Origin of the sequence: Streptococcus suis (assembly GCA_024583055.1) — a bacterium.
GTDB classification, from domain to species: Bacteria; Bacillota; Bacilli; order Lactobacillales; family Streptococcaceae; genus Streptococcus; species Streptococcus suis_V.
Map to the genome: position 1 here is coordinate 1674959 of CP102145.1, position 16485 is coordinate 1691443.

At 44.6% G+C, this 16485-nt stretch carries 14 protein-coding genes, 2 pseudogenes and 1 riboswitch; of the genes and pseudogenes, 14 read left to right on the top strand and 2 right to left on the bottom strand.

Annotated features, from left to right (window positions below):
- Positions 1-47 precede the first annotated feature (47 nt).
- Positions 48-2042 (bottom strand): annotated as a pseudogene (gene treP, locus NQZ91_08405) (PTS system trehalose-specific EIIBC component).
- A 232-nt stretch (positions 2043-2274) separates the two neighbouring features.
- On the opposite strand from treP, the gene treR reads away from it, so the two are divergent.
- From treR to NQZ91_08470, 13 genes are all read left to right on the top strand, one after another.
- Positions 2275-2988, top strand: coding sequence for a trehalose operon repressor (treR, locus tag NQZ91_08410; protein ID UUM57368.1), 714 nt, complete (start codon positions 2275-2277; stop codon positions 2986-2988).
- A 53-nt stretch (positions 2989-3041) separates the two neighbouring features.
- Entirely contained in the window at positions 3042-3347 is a 306-nt protein-coding gene (locus NQZ91_08415; GenBank protein UUM57369.1) for a hypothetical protein, read from the top strand.
- Positions 3348-3349: 2 nt separating this feature from the next.
- Entirely contained in the window at positions 3350-3895 is a 546-nt protein-coding gene (locus NQZ91_08420) for a CvpA family protein (protein UUM57370.1), read from the top strand.
- 31 nt (positions 3896-3926) lie between these two features.
- Positions 3927-6260 (top strand): endonuclease MutS2, encoded by a 2334-nt coding sequence (locus NQZ91_08425; GenBank protein UUM57371.1) that lies wholly within the window; start codon positions 3927-3929, stop codon positions 6258-6260.
- An 86-nt stretch (positions 6261-6346) separates the two neighbouring features.
- Positions 6347-7000 (top strand): GNAT family N-acetyltransferase, encoded by a 654-nt coding sequence (locus NQZ91_08430; GenBank protein ID UUM57372.1) that lies wholly within the window; start codon positions 6347-6349, stop codon positions 6998-7000.
- Between the two features lie 102 nt (positions 7001-7102).
- Positions 7103-7480 carry a MerR family transcriptional regulator gene (locus NQZ91_08435; GenBank protein UUM58846.1) on the top strand — a complete coding sequence of 126 codons (378 nt, stop codon included), beginning with the start codon at positions 7103-7105 and terminating at the stop codon, positions 7478-7480.
- A gap of 2 nt (positions 7481-7482) precedes the next feature.
- Positions 7483-8337 (top strand): aldo/keto reductase, encoded by an 855-nt coding sequence (locus NQZ91_08440; GenBank protein ID UUM57373.1) that lies wholly within the window; start codon positions 7483-7485, stop codon positions 8335-8337.
- Between the two features lie 215 nt (positions 8338-8552).
- Positions 8553-8867: a thioredoxin gene (trxA, locus tag NQZ91_08445; protein ID UUM57374.1), complete on the top strand. Its 315-nt coding sequence runs from the start codon at positions 8553-8555 to the stop codon at positions 8865-8867.
- An 86-nt stretch (positions 8868-8953) separates the two neighbouring features.
- Positions 8954-9988 (top strand): DUF389 domain-containing protein, encoded by a 1035-nt coding sequence (locus NQZ91_08450; GenBank protein UUM57375.1) that lies wholly within the window; start codon positions 8954-8956, stop codon positions 9986-9988.
- Positions 9989-10048: 60 nt separating this feature from the next.
- Positions 10049-10987 (top strand): peptide-methionine (R)-S-oxide reductase MsrB, encoded by a 939-nt coding sequence (msrB, locus tag NQZ91_08455; GenBank protein ID UUM57376.1) that lies wholly within the window; start codon positions 10049-10051, stop codon positions 10985-10987.
- Positions 10988-11093: 106 nt separating this feature from the next.
- A riboswitch (glycine riboswitch) is annotated at positions 11094-11197 on the top strand.
- A gap of 114 nt (positions 11198-11311) precedes the next feature.
- Complete coding sequence (locus NQZ91_08460; GenBank protein ID UUM57377.1) at positions 11312-12646, top strand: sodium:alanine symporter family protein; 1335 nt, start codon at positions 11312-11314, stop codon at positions 12644-12646.
- A gap of 43 nt (positions 12647-12689) precedes the next feature.
- Positions 12690-13529, top strand: coding sequence for a mechanosensitive ion channel family protein (locus NQZ91_08465; GenBank protein UUM57378.1), 840 nt, complete (start codon positions 12690-12692; stop codon positions 13527-13529).
- Positions 13530-13538: 9 nt separating this feature from the next.
- Complete coding sequence (locus tag NQZ91_08470; protein UUM57379.1) at positions 13539-14123, top strand: DUF4352 domain-containing protein; 585 nt, start codon at positions 13539-13541, stop codon at positions 14121-14123.
- A 531-nt stretch (positions 14124-14654) separates the two neighbouring features.
- On the opposite strand, the pseudogene NQZ91_08475 reads toward NQZ91_08470, so the two are convergent.
- Positions 14655-15669 (bottom strand): annotated as a pseudogene (locus NQZ91_08475) (IS110 family transposase).
- A 75-nt stretch (positions 15670-15744) separates the two neighbouring features.
- Here NQZ91_08475 and NQZ91_08480 point away from each other — a divergent pair.
- On the top strand, positions 15745-16425 hold the full coding sequence (locus NQZ91_08480; protein UUM57380.1) for an IS6 family transposase: 681 nt from the start codon (positions 15745-15747) through the stop codon (positions 16423-16425).
- Positions 16426-16485 lie beyond the last annotated feature (60 nt).

The window sequence follows — 16485 nt, forward strand, 5'->3', positions numbered from 1 at the left end:
TCAACGGCAAAGAGTTGGGGTCACCAACTCTCTACACTTATTTTGTTTTATGCTTTTGTTGCTTTCAAGATAGCTTGGCCACGTTCTACTGAACGAGGAAGGCTTCCAAGAACCTCTGTATTGAAATCCGTTTGGTTGGTCACGATAACTGGTGTTTCAGCGACGAGACCAGCAGCCTTGATGACATCGATGTCAAAGCTGATCAATTTATCACCAGCTTTTACCTTGTCACCTTGTTTGACATGGGCTGTGAAACCTTTGCCTTCCAATCCAACAGTATCCATACCGATGTGCATAAGGAGTTCAACTCCGTTTGTAGCAGTGATACCAACAGCGTGGTTAGTAGGGAAGAGGACAGATACTTCACCGTCAACAGGTGCAACTAAGATGCCTTCGCTAGGATCGATAAGGACACCTTGTCCCATGACCCCAGATGCGAATACAGGGTCAGTTGCCTGTGACAATTCTTTTGCTTGACCAGTTAGGGGGCTGATCAATTCGATAGCAGAACCAGTTTCAACGACAGTTTCAGTTACGACTACAACTTCTTCAACAGTTTCTTCTTTTTTTGAAAATGCACCTGTACGTTTGAAAACAGCTGTCAAAATCATTGGGACAACAATCGCAACAATCATTGTCATGAAGAATGCACCCCAGTATTCAGCCTTGATAGACAAGATACCTGGAAGACCACCGATACCGATAGAAGCAGCTTGGATGTTGAAGGTTACAGAAAGTAGGCCAGCGATACTTGAACCAATCATAGCAGCTACAAATGGGTAAACGTATTTCACGTTGACACCGAAGAGGGCTGGTTCAGTAACACCTAGGTAGGCAGAAATAGTTGCAGGAAGAGAAACTTGCGCTTCTTTTTCATTGTGACGGTTCATGAGGAAGTAGGCAAATACTGCTGAACCTTGAGCAATGTTAGAAAGAGCAATCATTGGCCAGAGACCAGTTCCACCAGCATCCGCAATCAATTGTGTATCGATGGCATTTGTCATGTGGTGAAGACCAGTGATTACGAACGGTGCATAAAGGGCACCGAATACCGCACCAAAGAGCCATTTCAATGGACCAGTCAAACCAGCTAATACAACTGTTGACAATCATTGCCCGATTGTCCAACCGATAGGACCAAGGACAGTGTGAGCCAAGATAATTGCTGGAAGAAGTGATAGGAATGGTACGAAGATCATTGAGACCACTTCTGGAACAACCTTACGCCAGAAGATTTCTAGGTAAGACAGTGCCAAACCGGCAAGGAGGGCAGGGATAACTTGCGCTTGATAACCGATACGAGCAACACTAAATGCACCGAAGTTCCAAGACCAGTCGCTGGCAATGGTTGCTGCATCTGTACCAGGTACAGCATAAGCGTTGAGCAACTGTGGAGAAACCAAACAGATACCAAGGACGATACCAAGGATTTGAGAAGTTCCCATTTTACGAGATACAGACCAAGTGATACCTACTGGTAGGAAGTGGAAGATGGCTTCACCTGGCAACCAGAGGAAGTGGTTGACACCATTCCAGAATGGTGATACTTGAACGATAGTGTTCCAGATTGGTTTACCACTTGCGTCAAAGAGGAGTTCTCCATCTTTCATAGCTTGACCAAGTGCTTCGATTTGTACGCCTTCCAAGACGTTACGGAAACCGAGGATCAAACCGCCGACGATAAGGGCAGGAATGATCGGTGTGAAGATTTCCGCCAGCATGGTCATGACACGTTGGATGGCATTTTGGTTACTTTTAGCGGCTGACTTAGCAGCTTCTTTTGATACGCCTTCGATACCAGACACAGCTGTAAAGTCATTGTAGAAGATTGGAACGTCGTTACCGATGATGACTTGGAACTGACCTGCGTTTGTAAAGGTTCCTTTTACAGCAGGAATGTCTTCGATGACTTTGACGTTTGCTTTTTTGTCATCCGCAAGAACAAAGCGCATACGTGTTGCACAGTGAGTAACTGCGTTAACATTTTCTTTTCCGCCAATAGCGTCCAAGAGCTGTTTGGCTTCTTTTTCAAATTTTCCCATATATTTTTCCTTCTAGACGGCTTATGGAATCCGTCACCTTATATTTTTTAGACATCTCCCAAAAGTATGTCTTTTTTAAAATTTGTACGAACAAATTTTGTTTACAAAGACCATTGTATCCGATTTCAAAAAATATTGCAAGCGTTTTTAACATTTTTTTATAAAATTTTATAAAATTTCTGTTATACTAGAGTAGTTGTATGATAAAGTGGCTACAAATTAAGGAGACATCATGAAGAAATACCAGGAAATTTACAATGACTTAAAGGAAAAAATCCGTACAAATACCTATCCTGCTGAAACCAGTCTGCCGACCGAGCAGCGCCTGCAAGAAATTTACGGTGTCAGTCGTGATACTGTCCGCAAGGCCCTGTCTATGTTGACAGAAAGAGGTATGATTCAGAAAGTTCAGGGCCGAGGTTCCCTAGTTCTCAAGCAAGAAATGCTGAATTTCCCTGTTTCTGGTCTGACTTCCTACCAGGAATTGGCTGAGTCTTTGCAGCTGGAGACCAAGACAGAAGTAGTCAGCCTGGATCAGATTGTTATCAGCAGCAACTTGGCGAATTTGACTGGGTTTGAACCCCATAGCAAGGTCTGGAAAGTTGTCCGTACACGTTCTATTGATGGCAAGGTGTCGGTTGTGGATACTGACTACCTGTCTGCGGATATTGTGCCGACCATTACCAAGGAAATTGCTGCATCTTCCATTTACAATTATCTGGAGAAGACCCTCAAGCTGGATATTGCCTATGCCCAAAAGGAAATTACTGTTGAGCCGACCAGCCGTGAGGAGCGAGAGCTCATGAAAAATGAAGATGACTATCTGGTCCTCATCAAATCCCGCGTCTATCTGGGAGATACCAAGCAATTCCAATACACTGAAAGCAAGCACAAAATCGACAAATTCCGCTTTGTAGACTTTGCGCGTAGAAAACACTCTATATAGTAGGAATTGGCGAAAATAGTCATTTTGAGGTATAATAGGAAGCGAGGTGTACTATGGCAAATCTGAATCGATATAAATTTACATTTGGTGAAAAACAATTAACCCTGACGACCGAGCATGACAATCGTTTTATGACGGAAGTGGAGAAGCTAGCCCAGGAAAAATACCAGGCCATCAAGGAGAAAATGCCCAAGGCAGACCCTGAAACCCTGGCCTTGTTGTTGGCTATCAATTCCCTCTCAGTCCAGCTGACCCGCGAGATGGCCTTTGAAAAGACAGAGGCAGAATTGGCGGCCATGAAAGAAAAGGTCTTAAAAAAGAACGTGACCCTGCTGGACCTAGATGAGCTTGAGGAGTAGACATGGTATCAATTGCAATTCTTATCCTCCTAGCCTGGAGTTTTTATATCGGCTATAGTCGAGGACTGGTCCTTCAAGGCTTTTACGGTGTGTCTAGCCTCTTTGCTATCTTGGTGGCGGCCTTGACCTATAAGAAGTTGTCAGGGATTCTCTATCTATGGGTACCCTTTGCCAATGCAACCCAGGGTAGCTTTAACTATTATTTTGATGAAAAATACCTGTTTGATTTGGACCAGGTCTTCTATGCAGGCTTGGCCTTTCTGACAGTCTATCTCCTGGTCTATGCCATCATGCGTTTTGTTGGAATCTTTGTCCACCTCTTGGAAGCCTACAATCCTGATACAATCCAATCAAACCTTATCAGTGGTGCCATTGCGGTAGTGGTGGCCTTGCTTTCTCTGCAAATGGTCTTGGTCCTGGTGGCGACTATTCCTGTGGACCTTGTACAGGAGCAACTCCAGAAAAGTTTCCTAGCAAATCTGCTAATCCAGTACATTCCGACGGCTCATTTTTTCAAGGCTGTCTGGCTAAGTAATATTACAGGGTAGGGCAACCTACTCTTTTTCTAAGTAGGAAAGTATGAATCATAAAATTATTGAAACCCTTGAATTTCACAAGGTAAGACGAAAAATTGAGCCCTATCTGCTGACAGACCAGGGCTTGGACGAATTACGGCAACTGGAGCCCATGGTGGACATCAACCGTATCCAGCAGGCCTTTGATGAATTGACAGACATGGGGCAGATTTTTGTGGAAAATCCCTATTTCAGCCTGTCTGCAACTACAGACATCAATCCAGCCATGCGTCGTTTGGAGTTGGATACGGACCTCAATATTACGGAGCTCTTAGCTGTCAAAAAAGTCCTGGAGGTGTCCAAATCCCTCTTGGATTTTTATGGCAATCTGGAAAATATCCAGCTGAGCCAGTTGGACAAACATTTTGAGAAAATCGAGCTCTTTCCGCATTTGCAAGGTTCCTTGCAGTCGGTCAACGACGCTGGCTTTATCGAGGATTTTGCCTCTGAAAAATTGGCCCGCGTCCGTAGGAAAATCCGCGAGGCAGAGGATCAGGTCCGCCAGGTCATGCAGGATATTTTGAAGAACAAGAGCGATATGCTGTCAGATACTATCCTGGCTAGTAGGAACGGTCGCAATGTTCTTCCTGTAAAAAATACCTATCGGAATAAGATTGCAGGGGTTGTCCACGATATTTCCGCTTCTGGCTCGACCGTTTATATTGAACCACGGGCTGTAGTGAGTTTAAATGAAGACATTAGTCACTTGCGTGCAGAAGAACGGCATGAAATTAGTCGGATCTTGCAGGAATTGTCGGATATGTTGCGACCACATAGCGGTATTATTCGGAATAATGCTTGGGTCATTGGGCATTTGGATTTCATCCGCGCTAAGCATCTCTTTGCGCGTGATTATCAAGCAGTTGTACCCAAACTATCTGAGAAGCAGGATATTGCCCTTCTCAATGTTCGACATCCGCTCATTGCTGAGCCTGTACCAAACGACCTTTATTTTAGTAGTCAGTTGACGGCCATCGTGATTACAGGTCCCAACACGGGTGGTAAGACTATCATGCTCAAGACCTTGGGTTTGACCCATCTTATGGCCCAGTCTGGCTTACCAATCTTGGCTGATAAGGGCAGTCGGGTCGCTGTTTTCAAGGAAATTTTTGCGGATATTGGTGATGAACAGTCCATCGAGCAGAGTTTATCGACCTTCTCTAGTCACATGACCCACACGGTAGCGATTTTGGCGGAGGCAGATCAGGATTCCCTCATTCTCTTTGACGAGTTGGGAGCTGGGACCGATCCCCAGGAGGGTGCGTCTTTGGCAATGGCTATTTTGGATGACCTTCGCCTGCGGGGGATCAAGACCATGGCAACCACCCACTATCCTGAGCTCAAAGCCTACGGGATAGAAACCTCTGGTATTGAAAATGCTAGCATGGAATTTGATGCCAATAGTCTACGTCCAACTTATAAATTTATGCAGGGAGTCCCTGGTCGCTCCAATGCCTTTGAAATTGCCCGGCGTTTGGGTTTATCAGATATTATCATCCAGTCAGCCCAATCTTGGACGGATACAGATAGCGATGTGAACCGCATTATCGAGAAATTGGAAAGTCAGACGGTTGAAAGTCGTCAGCGTCTGGATACGATTCGTGATGTGGAGCAAGAAAATTACAAGATGAACCGAGCCCTCCGCAAGCTCTATGACGAGCTCAATCGTGAGCGGGAAAATGAGCTCAACAAGGCACGCTTGGAAGCCAAGGAAATTGTAGATATGGCATTGGCAGAAAGCGAGGATATTCTCAAAAATCTCCATGCTGCAGCCAGTCTCAAGCCTCACCAGATCATCGAAGCCAAGGCAGAGCTGAAAAAGTTGGCGCCTGAAGTGGTGGATCTGTCTAAAAACAAGGTCCTGAAAAAAGCCAAAATCCAGCGTGCTGCCAAGGTGGGTGATGATATTATCGTTACTGCCTATGGTCAGCGGGGAACTCTGACCAATCAGCTCAAGGACGGCCGTTGGGAAGCTCAGGTTGGCTTGATTAAGATGACCTTGGGCAAAGATGAGTTTGAACTGGTCAAGGTGGAGAAGGCAGAGCAGCCTAAGAAGCGCCAGGTTCACACAGTCAAACGTGCCAATGTACGAGGACCAAAAGCCCGCTTAGACCTCCGTGGCAAACGCTACGAAGAGGCTATGATGGAGCTGGATGAATTTATCGACCAAGCCCTGCTCAACAACCTAGCCCAAGTCGATATTGTTCATGGTATCGGTACAGGGGTCATCCGAGAAGGGGTGACCAAGTACCTCCGTCGCAACAAACAGGTCAAGGAGTTCGGCTATGCCCCACAAAATGCAGGTGGATCAGGCTGTACTATTGTGACCTTTAAGTAAAAAAGTAAAGCACTTGCAAGTAGCAGGTGCTTTTGAATACAGTTGCAAAACTCAAAAAAATAGTAATATGAAATTAGGAGGTCTATATGATTATCAGAAAATATCAAACCAGTGATGAAAAAGGCTGGGTTTACTGTAAGGCACTCAGCTACCTCTTCTCTCCATTCTTTGATGATAGAGAAACAGAGAAGCCCGAACTAATGACAGACGTTTATGATCATCGTGTGGAATGGGTGGCTGAAGTAGACGGACAAATTGTTGGTCTAATCGACATCGATATTTACACAGAGGAGTGCAGCCGATCTTATGTTTACGCACCAAGTAAGCGAACAGCTTATTTTACTAACCTAGCAGTCCACCCTGATTTTCAAGGGAAGGGCATTGCCCAGGCACTTTATGAAAAAGCAGAGCAGGAGTTGAGAGAGCAAGGTGTAGAGAAACTAGCCATCTTTACTCGTGAGGATGACGCAGCCAACCATTTGTATCAAAAATGGGGGGGACAATTGGTCTGCACTGATTATCTAGTCGTTGGAGCACTCAAGGACGTTCCAACCTTCCGTTTCGGAATTGATTTAGAGCGAGGTAGATTGTCCTTTTCAGATATGGAAGGTCAGCCGGTTCCCTACTATTTGAGAGAAGGTGTTTATGTAGTCAGTGAAGAAGCTGGCTTGGATCTCTTTGACATAGAAGATGTCTATCAGGAACTGACCTATGTGGTGGATTTGACGGAAAAAAGTTGAAAAGGTTCAACTTTTTTCTTTTTTTGCTTGCTATGGAGTGGACTCCATAGTTTATAATCGTATTATCATCAGCTGGTGAAAGGAAGTGATATTTTGAAAACGATGAAAGAAGTGGCGGAGGAACTGGACTTGTCCAATGACACCATTCGCTATTATGAACGAATCGGGCTTTTACAGGTGCCGCGAGACAAAAACGGCTACCGGCAATTTGACCAGCAGTCGATTGACTGGCTCTTTTTGGTCAAAATGCTCCGTAAGTCTGGGATGTCCATTGAAAGCTTGGTGGATTATGTTGACCTTGTGCGACAGGGTGATTGTACTATTGCTGCTCGAAAGGCTATTTTACAGGAGCAGGAAGAGTGGTTGAAGGAGCAAATTGCTCAGCAAGAAGCCGTCTTGGAAATGTTGAGTCACAAGGTGGCGACCTATGATAGTCACTTGCTACGCTTTGAACAAGAACATTTAGATCAGGGAGAATAAATATGCAAACAGTTACATTACACAACGGAGTTGAGATGCCAACAGTCGGATTTGGAGTCTTCCAAATTCCAGACCCAGAAACCTGCCAACAGGTTGTTGAAGAAGCTATTCGGACAGGTTATCGCTTGATTGACACTGCTCAGGCTTATGGCAATGAAGAGGCGGTTGGTCGTGCTATTCGCAATGCGAGTGTGCCACGGGAGGAACTGTTTATTACGACCAAATTGTGGATTTCGGATATGAGCTATCATGGTGCCAAGGAAGCTTTTGCGGCCTCTATGGAAAAGCTGGGCTTGGATTATCTGGATCTCTACCTACTTCATCAGCCAGTAGGAGATACTTTTGGAGCTTGGCGAGCCGTAGAAGAACTCTATCAGGAAGGGAAAATCCGTGCCATTGGCGTATCTAATTTCAAACCAGACCAGATTGCCAACCTAGCTCTCTTTAATACAGTAAAGCCGATGGTCAATCAGATTGAACTCCATGTTTTCAACCAAAAACCAGAAGAACGGGCTTATCTAGCTAGCAAGGACATCCAAGTCCAAAGCTGGGGAGCCTTTGCAGAAGGGAAATTTGACGTCTTTACTAATCCTATCTTGACAGAGATCGCCAATAAATACGGCAAATCAACTGCCCAGGTCATGCTCCGCTTCCAACTCCAGTCAGGCATTGTTTCCTTATCGAAATCTGCCAATCCAGAGCGTGTCCGTCAGAATTTTGACATCTTTGACTTTACATTGGCAGAAGAAGATATGACCGCCATCCAAGGGCTCAATACAGATACAACAGTCTTTGCGGATCACCACCAAGCTCAAACCATTGAAGCTCTAGCAGGCTATGTAGGGAAGACCTTTTAAGAGTGAGCTTGTTTTTGGCTACATCTAGACTTGACAAGCAAAACAGTCTCCCATTTCCCCCTCGTCTCCCTGCGATTTAGTTTAGAATAACTAATATTCTTTCAAATCACAATTGTTTAAGCATGTCTATATCATTTCTCTTCCGTAGCAAATATTCGCATTCTCTTTTCATTTGGTGTAGAATGATAGTACCAAAAACAGAAACGGAGAAAATTATGGTTCAAGTTATTACAGATGCAAACTTTGAAGTTGAAACACAAGAAGGCGTAGTCCTTGTTGACTTTTGGGCACCTTGGTGTGGTCCATGCCGCATGCAAGCACCAATCTTAGAGCAATTAGCAGGCGAAGTGGATGAAGATGAACTGCGTATCTACAAGATGGATGTTGATGAGAATCCAAACACAGCTCGTCAATTTGGAATCATGTCTATCCCAACTCTATTGTTCAAAAAAGACGGACAGGTTGTGAAACAAGTAGCAGGTGTGCATACCAAAGACCAAATCAAAGCAATCTTGGCAGAAATTGCCTAGCTAGGAAGGACTGAGAAAAGTCCTTTTTATCTATCAAAAAATAGATTGTTATAATAAAGTCACCTAAAAAACTGAGAGTGGAGAATATGAAAAACAAGTATTTTACAACCATGGAATACCGTGATAAGCTCTTTGAAGAGTTGGATTTACAGACTCGTGATATAGTTATCCTAATGTGTGCGATTTTTATTGCTTCTGTTGGTTTAAATATGAATAGCACGGCAGTGATTATCGGTGCTATGCTGATTTCCCCCTTGATGACACCGATTGTTGGGCTTGGTCTGGGCTTGGCGATTTATGACCTTGCCTTGATGAAGAAGGCGTTGAAGTTGCTGGCTGTCGAAGTTGTTATTAGCCTGTTGGTATCCAGCATCTATTTCTATCTTTCGCCGATTACAGTAGCCAGTACAGAGTTGACTGCTAGAATTTCGCCGACAGTCTGGGATATTATTATTGCCATTGCTGGCGGAATTGCTGGAGTGATTGGCAGTCGGAAAAAAGAGGCCAATAATATTGTGCCCGGTGTTGCCATTGCGACAGCCCTCATGCCTCCTATTTGTACAGCAGGTTTTGGCTTGGCTCATGGTAATACCCAGTACTTCTTTGGAGCCCTCTACCTCTTTTTGATCAACTGTATCTTCATCATGTTGACCACCTTTTTCGGCTCCCGCTTTATGATGCGACGGACCAAGGCAGTTGAATTGAACAAATTGAACCCAAAATTGAGATATGGTATGACGGCTCTAGTCCTTGCCTTGACCATTCCGAGTCTGCTTTCAGCAGGAAATCTGGTCTTAGACTATGCCCGTAAGGATGCCATGAATCAATACATTAGTGAGAAATTTACCTCTCACACTATTCTTAGCCGGACTTATAATAAAACTAAAAATCAGTTGGAGATTACCATTGTCGGACAAGAACTGACCGAACAAGAATTGGAAAAATTAGTCAAGGAAAAGTCGAAATACGGATTAGAGAAATTGACGGTCAAGGTCAACCAGGTTGCCAGCTTGTCACAGGCAGATGCTAAGGAGGTTTACCAGTATATTGACCAGTATATTGAGCAAAAGTTGTCCAACACAGATACAAAAAATGAAGAAATTCAAGATGAGATAGAGTAGGCGGGAGGAGTATGCGTCCTACTTTTAAGAATAGATTAGATGATATAGGAGGAAACTCACATGAAAGAAATCTACCTAGCAGGCGGTTGTTTCTGGGGGATGGAAGGCTACTTTTCCCAGATCGATGGTATTCTTGACACTAGCGTTGGCTATGCCAATGGACAGGTGGAGACGACCAATTATCAACTCCTCAAACAAACAGACCACGCAGAGACACTCTATCTAGCCTATGATGAGACTCGTATCAATTTGCGGGAAATTCTCCTCTACTATTTCCGCGTCATTGACCCCTTCTCTGTCAATCAGCAGGGACCTGACAAAGGTCGTCAGTATCGGACTGGTATCTATTACACCGATGAAGCTGATTTACCGACCATCGAGCAGGTTATGACGGAGCAGTCCCAGCTCTTTGGCGGACGTCCCCTAGCCGTTGAAGTGGAGCCACTCGCGCATTACATCCCCGCCGAAGACTACCATCAGGATTATCTCAAGAAAAATCCCCAAGGGTACTGCCATATCGATCTTGGGCAGGCAAAAATCCCTCTGATTGATGTTGCAGACTACCAAAAGCCAGACCAACAAGTCTTAAAAGACAGCTTGACCGACCTCCAGTACCAAGTCACTCAAGAAGCTGCGACGGAAAGACCCTTCGAAAATGAGTTTTGGAATAGCGACCAGGCTGGTATCTACGTCGATATTACGACTGGCGAACCCTTGTTCTTATCCACAGACAAGTTCGACTCAGGTTGTGGCTGGCCGTCCTTCACCAAGCCTATTTCCAAGGAAGTAGCTAGCTACTATCAAGACTTATCTCACGGTATGAACCGAATTGAGGTCCGCAGTCGGGCTGGTCATGCTCATTTAGGTCATGTCTTTGATGACGGACCGCGTGACAAGGGTGGATTACGTTACTGTATAAACTCCGCAGCCCTTCGTTTCATACCGAGAGAGGAAATGGAAGCAGCAGGATATGGCCTGTTTTTGGACTTGTTGGGATAATTTTTTGAAAACATTCTTGATTTTTTCTGAAAAATAGTCTAAAATAGAGCGAGATAAAACTAAATAACCGGTTGATAGTGGGCAGAAAGGCAACTGACTGTCCAAAGGACGGAACTCTGGAGAGACCATAAGGCACCGAAGGGGCAAGGTAGTTCTGCTTGGAAAAGTAGGGCTGCTGAAACTCTCAGGTAAAAGGACAGAGCGCATTGAAGACAGGGGATTTTCTGTTGTCTTTCGCGTTGATTCTAGAGGTTGAAGTTATTCAACCTCTTTGTTTTTTTCCGGCAGCTTTATCGGATTAGGAATCATACTTAGGAGGAAGCTATGTTAGAATTGATGCAGCACATCAATGATTTTGTTTGGGGTCCACCCCTCTTGTTACTCTTGGTCGGAACGGGTGTATATTTTACGGTCCGTATGGGACTTTTTCAAATCAGTAAATTGCCAAAGGCGTTTGGTTTGATTTTCAAGAGTGATCAATCTGGGGATGGCGACGTTTCTAGTTTTGCGGCCCTTTGTACGGCCCTAGCGGCCACGGTTGGTACGGGAAATATTGTCGGGGTGGCAACAGCCATTACGACAGGTGGCCCAGGAGCTCTTTTCTGGATGTGGGTGGCAGCCTTCTTTGGTATGGCAACCAAGTATGCGGAAGGTTTCTTGGCTATCAAGTACCGGACCAAGGACGCCAACGGTCAAGCGGCTGGTGGGCCTATGCATTATATCACCTTGGGGATGGGTCCCAAATGGAAACCCTTGGCTATCTTTTTTGCGGTATCGGGTGTCTTGGTAGCCCTCTTTGGAATGGGAACCTTTTCTCAGGTCAATTCGATTGCATCTTCGGTGTCATCTAGCTTTGGACTGGCGCCACAGTTTGTCAGTGTTGTCACTGCGGTGACGGTGGCCTTTTTCATCTTTGGTGGGATTGAGAAAATCTCGGATATTTCGACCAAAATCGTGCCCTTTATGGCTATTCTCTATATTTTGGCAGCCGTGAGTATCTTGGTTCTTCATGCAGACCAGCTACTACCTACCCTAGGTCTGGTCCTGAAATCAGCCTTTAGTCCCGCAGCTGCCGTAGGTGGTTTTGTTGGAGCTACCGTCAAGGATGCCATTCAGCGCGGGATTGCACGCGGAGTGTTCTCAAATGAATCTGGTCTGGGTTCGGCTCCTATCGCAGCAGCAGCAGCCAAATCAGACAATCCAGTGGAGCAGGGCTTGATTTCCATGACAGGTACCTTTATCGATACCGTCATCATCTGTAACCTGACGGGTCTGACCATCTTGGTGACTGGCAAATGGACAGTCGAGGGACTTGCGGGAGCCCCTCTGACTCAATCAGCTTTTTCAACAGTCTTTGGTAATCCAGGTGCCCTGGCCCTGACGATCAGTCTTGTCCTCTTTGCCTATACGACTATTCTGGGCTGGTCTTATTACGGGGAGCGTTGTGTGGAATATCTGATGGGTACCAAGGCCATTACTCCTTACCGAATTCTCTTTGTTATCATGGTGGCTCTGGGCGGTTTCCTCAAGCTGGATTTGATTTGGATTATCGCAGATATTGTCAATGGTCTCATGGCTCTGCCGAACCTGATTGCCTTACTGGCCCTATCTCCAATCATTATCAAGGAAACGCGGGAATATTTTAAAGAGAAGAAATAGAGAAAAAGACAGTTTCGGCTGTCTTTTCTGCTATAATAGTGTCATGAATGATTTTATCAACAAATACTTATCCCAATTTAATCTAGAAGATCTATTGACCAAGGGGCTCAATAAGGTCCTGTCCCTGGTTCTACTTTTCCTGGCCTTCCTGGTCATCAAAAAGATTGCCAAGGGCTCAGTCAAGCGGATTTTGATTCCCTCACTCAAGGTTTCTACCCAGGATATTGGTCGTCAAAAGACCATTAGCCGCCTGGTTGAGAGTATGCTTAGCTATCTACTTTATTTTATCCTGATTTACTGTATTTTGAGTATTCTCGGTCTGCCAGTAACCAGCCTTCTAGCTGGAGCTGGGATTGCTGGTGTGGCTGTCGGTATGGGGGCGCAAGGCTTTCTATCGGACCTGGTCAATGGATTTTTTATTCTAGTGGAGCGTCAATTTGATGTGGGAGATGTGGTTAAGCTGACCAACGGACCGATTACCATTACTGGAACGGTTGTTAGTATGGGCATTCGGACCAGCCAGGTACGGGATGCGGACGGGACCCTGCATTTCATTCCCAACCGAAATATCCTAGTCGTCAGCAATCAGTCTCGTGGTGACATGCGGGCCCAGGTGGACATTCCGCTCAAGTTTAATACGGATTTGGACCGAGTTGCCCAGGTCATCGAAGAGGTCAATCGTCGGGAACTGGGAAAGAATGACCAGATTACAGGTATCACGGTTCTAGGACCGCAGAATACAGCTACTGGACAATTTGTCTACCGGATCAACCTCTTTGTGGCCAATGGTCAGCAGAGCAAGGTCTATCATCAATTTTTAGGATTTTATCAAGATGCCCTACGCCAAGCAGGCATCGACCTGCCTACAGCCAGCTTGAAATAAGGAGTTCCTATGCAGCAGAAAGATTTCGTCGTCGAAGACGGCTATATGTACTATCCTAAGAAAGCTCTCTACAAACAGCCCCTCTTTTGGACCACCATAATTGGCGCTGTAGCCAGTCTTGTGCTGGGTGTGACTTGCTTGTTACTCATCATTGGTCTTGGCTTTAGCGAGCTTTCTCTGGACCAGCCTTCTACGGAATTTGATAGCACCAGGACCTATAGAGAGCACGAGGTCGGAGAAAGTGTTGACTTTGCGGATGGCCTGCGCGTGACGGTGAAATCCATGGGACAAGACGACAGCGTGGATCTGGTGGATGATTATTACCCTTCGGCCTATGTGGTGGATTTGGAAGTGGAAAATCCTGGTCAGGAAGATATTTACTTTGACGAATATTATTTTAACCTGATTGACCTTTCAACGGACTTCCCTTTGACCCTGGACTTACGGACCTATGATGTCAATCTAGCTGAGAAAATAAAGGCCGGTGAGAAGATATCTGTCCGTCTTATCTATGGTTTGGACGGTGAGACCAATCTTGGTTTTGTCTATGATGATGTCATGTGGACGGAGCAGCTGATTGGCCAGGGGATTTGATACTCTTCGAAAATCATCTTATCCGTTGTCAAGAGCCTTGGTGAGTGAAAAGATCCGGGGGAGGTTTTCAGCCTGTCGCCTTGAAACGAGAGAGCGACAGAGTTCTACCTTCAGCGTTTTTGAAGAGGCAGGGCAGAAAGTCCAGCCTCGCTTCTCAGAGTTCGTGTCAACATCTCAGCGCAGTGGTTGATTGGTAGATTTGTTCGTGTTTCACACTCCAAATCTGACCTCTACGACTGATGCGAACAGAGTTCGCTTCATCTCCAACCTCAAACTATCACCCAGACAGTTTTATAGCGAAGCCTGTTCGCTCTATCTCCGACCTCCAAAGGTTCCCCGAACCTTTGGAGCTATGCGGGGGTGGGAGTGAAACAGTCTGGGGATAGACTGTTTCAGCTCAACAACTGGAAATAAGGACTTGTTGACGAACTCTTCTATGAATGGTCGAGTTCTTATACGAAAACTCAAAAGAATGCAAAAACTCCCTCCCTATGATATAATCAAAGCGAAAAAATTTTTTATGTTAGGCTACTAGCTCGTCCCTAGTAGTCTTTTTCTGTGCTAAAAATTCAGGATACGTTATCTGCTCTTTTAAAAGGATATAAGCTATTTTTAATAATTGATGTGCGAGTGCAATTGTTGCTTTTTGTGAACCACGCCGACTTTGAATCTGATAAAATCGGTCTGCTAGAGGACTTCCTTTTTGTTTTTTGACAGCGAAAGCGGCCTGGCATAAACATTTCTTCAAATAAGAATTTCCGTGTCGAATCTTGGTACTTCGTTTTTTACCAGCACTCTCATTATTACCTGGACAAAGTCCAGCCCAAGAAGCTAAATGTCCAGCAGTAGGAAACTGACTCATGTCAACACCAACCTCAGAAATAATAACGGAGGCTGTAATGACATCAATGCCTGGGATGGAATCCAATATTTCTACATGGTTTTCATATTGTGATAGATAGACATTCATTCGCTCTTCCAACAACTCAATCTGCTTCTGATAAAAATCATAAATCTCTAAGGACTGCTTTAACATGAAGCGGTGATGGTCAGAAAAATAGCCATCCAAGGCTTCCAGAAGCTGCGGCACTTTCTTCTTCAAGCTGGTGTAAACTGATTGATGGACAATACGAGGTGTAATAGGCGTCCCATCAACCAGTAGCTGAAGGAGATTGCGACCAGATAGCCCCATAATATCTTCGATATAGGTTGTTAGCTTGATGCCACCTGACTGAAGAATTTTATGGATACGGTTGGTTTCTCGATTGCGACTTTCCACATAATGTTTTCGTTGTCTGGTCAACTCCCTCAATTCTTGAATGGTTTCATCGGGAACGAAACTCCGAGGAAGCAGCCCAATCCGTGTTAATTTGGCTATCCAGTGAGCATCCTTCTTGTCGGTTTTCTGACCTGGAATAGCCTTCATGTGGGCTGGTTGAGCGAGTATCAACTTGAAGTCATCACATAGAGCATGCCAGACAGGTCGCCAATAAACACCTGTGCTTTCCATACCAACAGCTTCCACATGAAATTGACTGAGAAAATCGGGTTCTGTTGCAAAGTTTCCTCATAAGTCTATTTTAATGTAAAATGAAGGAAAAAGATAGCAGGAGGAATGACGATGAATCATTTTAAAGGAAAGCAATTTCAGCAGGATGTGATTATTGTAGCCGTGGGCTACTATCTTCGTTATAACCTTAGCTATCGTGAAGTTCAAGAAATCTTATATGATCGTGGAATAAATGTTTGTCATACGACGATTTATCGTTGGGTGCAAGAATATGGCAAACTACTCTATCAAATTTGGAAAAAGAAAAATAGACAATCCTTCTATTCATGGAAAATGGATGAAACGTACATCAAAATTAAAGGAAAATGGCATTATTTGTATCGAGCCATCGATGCAGATGGTTTAACCTTGGATATTTGGTTACGTAAAAAACGGGACACACAAGCAGCCTATGCTTTTCTTAAGCGGTTAGTGAAGCAGTTTGATGAACCGAAGGTTGTAGTCACAGATAAAGCCCCCTCTATTACAAGTGCCTTTAAGAAACTAAAAGAATACGGCTTTTATCAAGGGACAGAACATCGTACCATTAAATACCTGAATAATTTGATTGAACAAGACCATCGTCCAGTAAAGAGACGCAATAAATTCTATCGAAGTTTACGCACTGCCTCTACCACGATTAAAGGCATGGAAGCCATTCGAGGATTATATAAGAAAACCCGAAAAGAAGGCACTCTCTTCGGGTTTTCGGTCTGTACTGAAATCAAGGTATTATTGGGAATCCCAGCTTAAATCATAGATACCGTAAGGGATTTTATTCTTTATTTAAAACTTTGCAACAGAACCTCATTG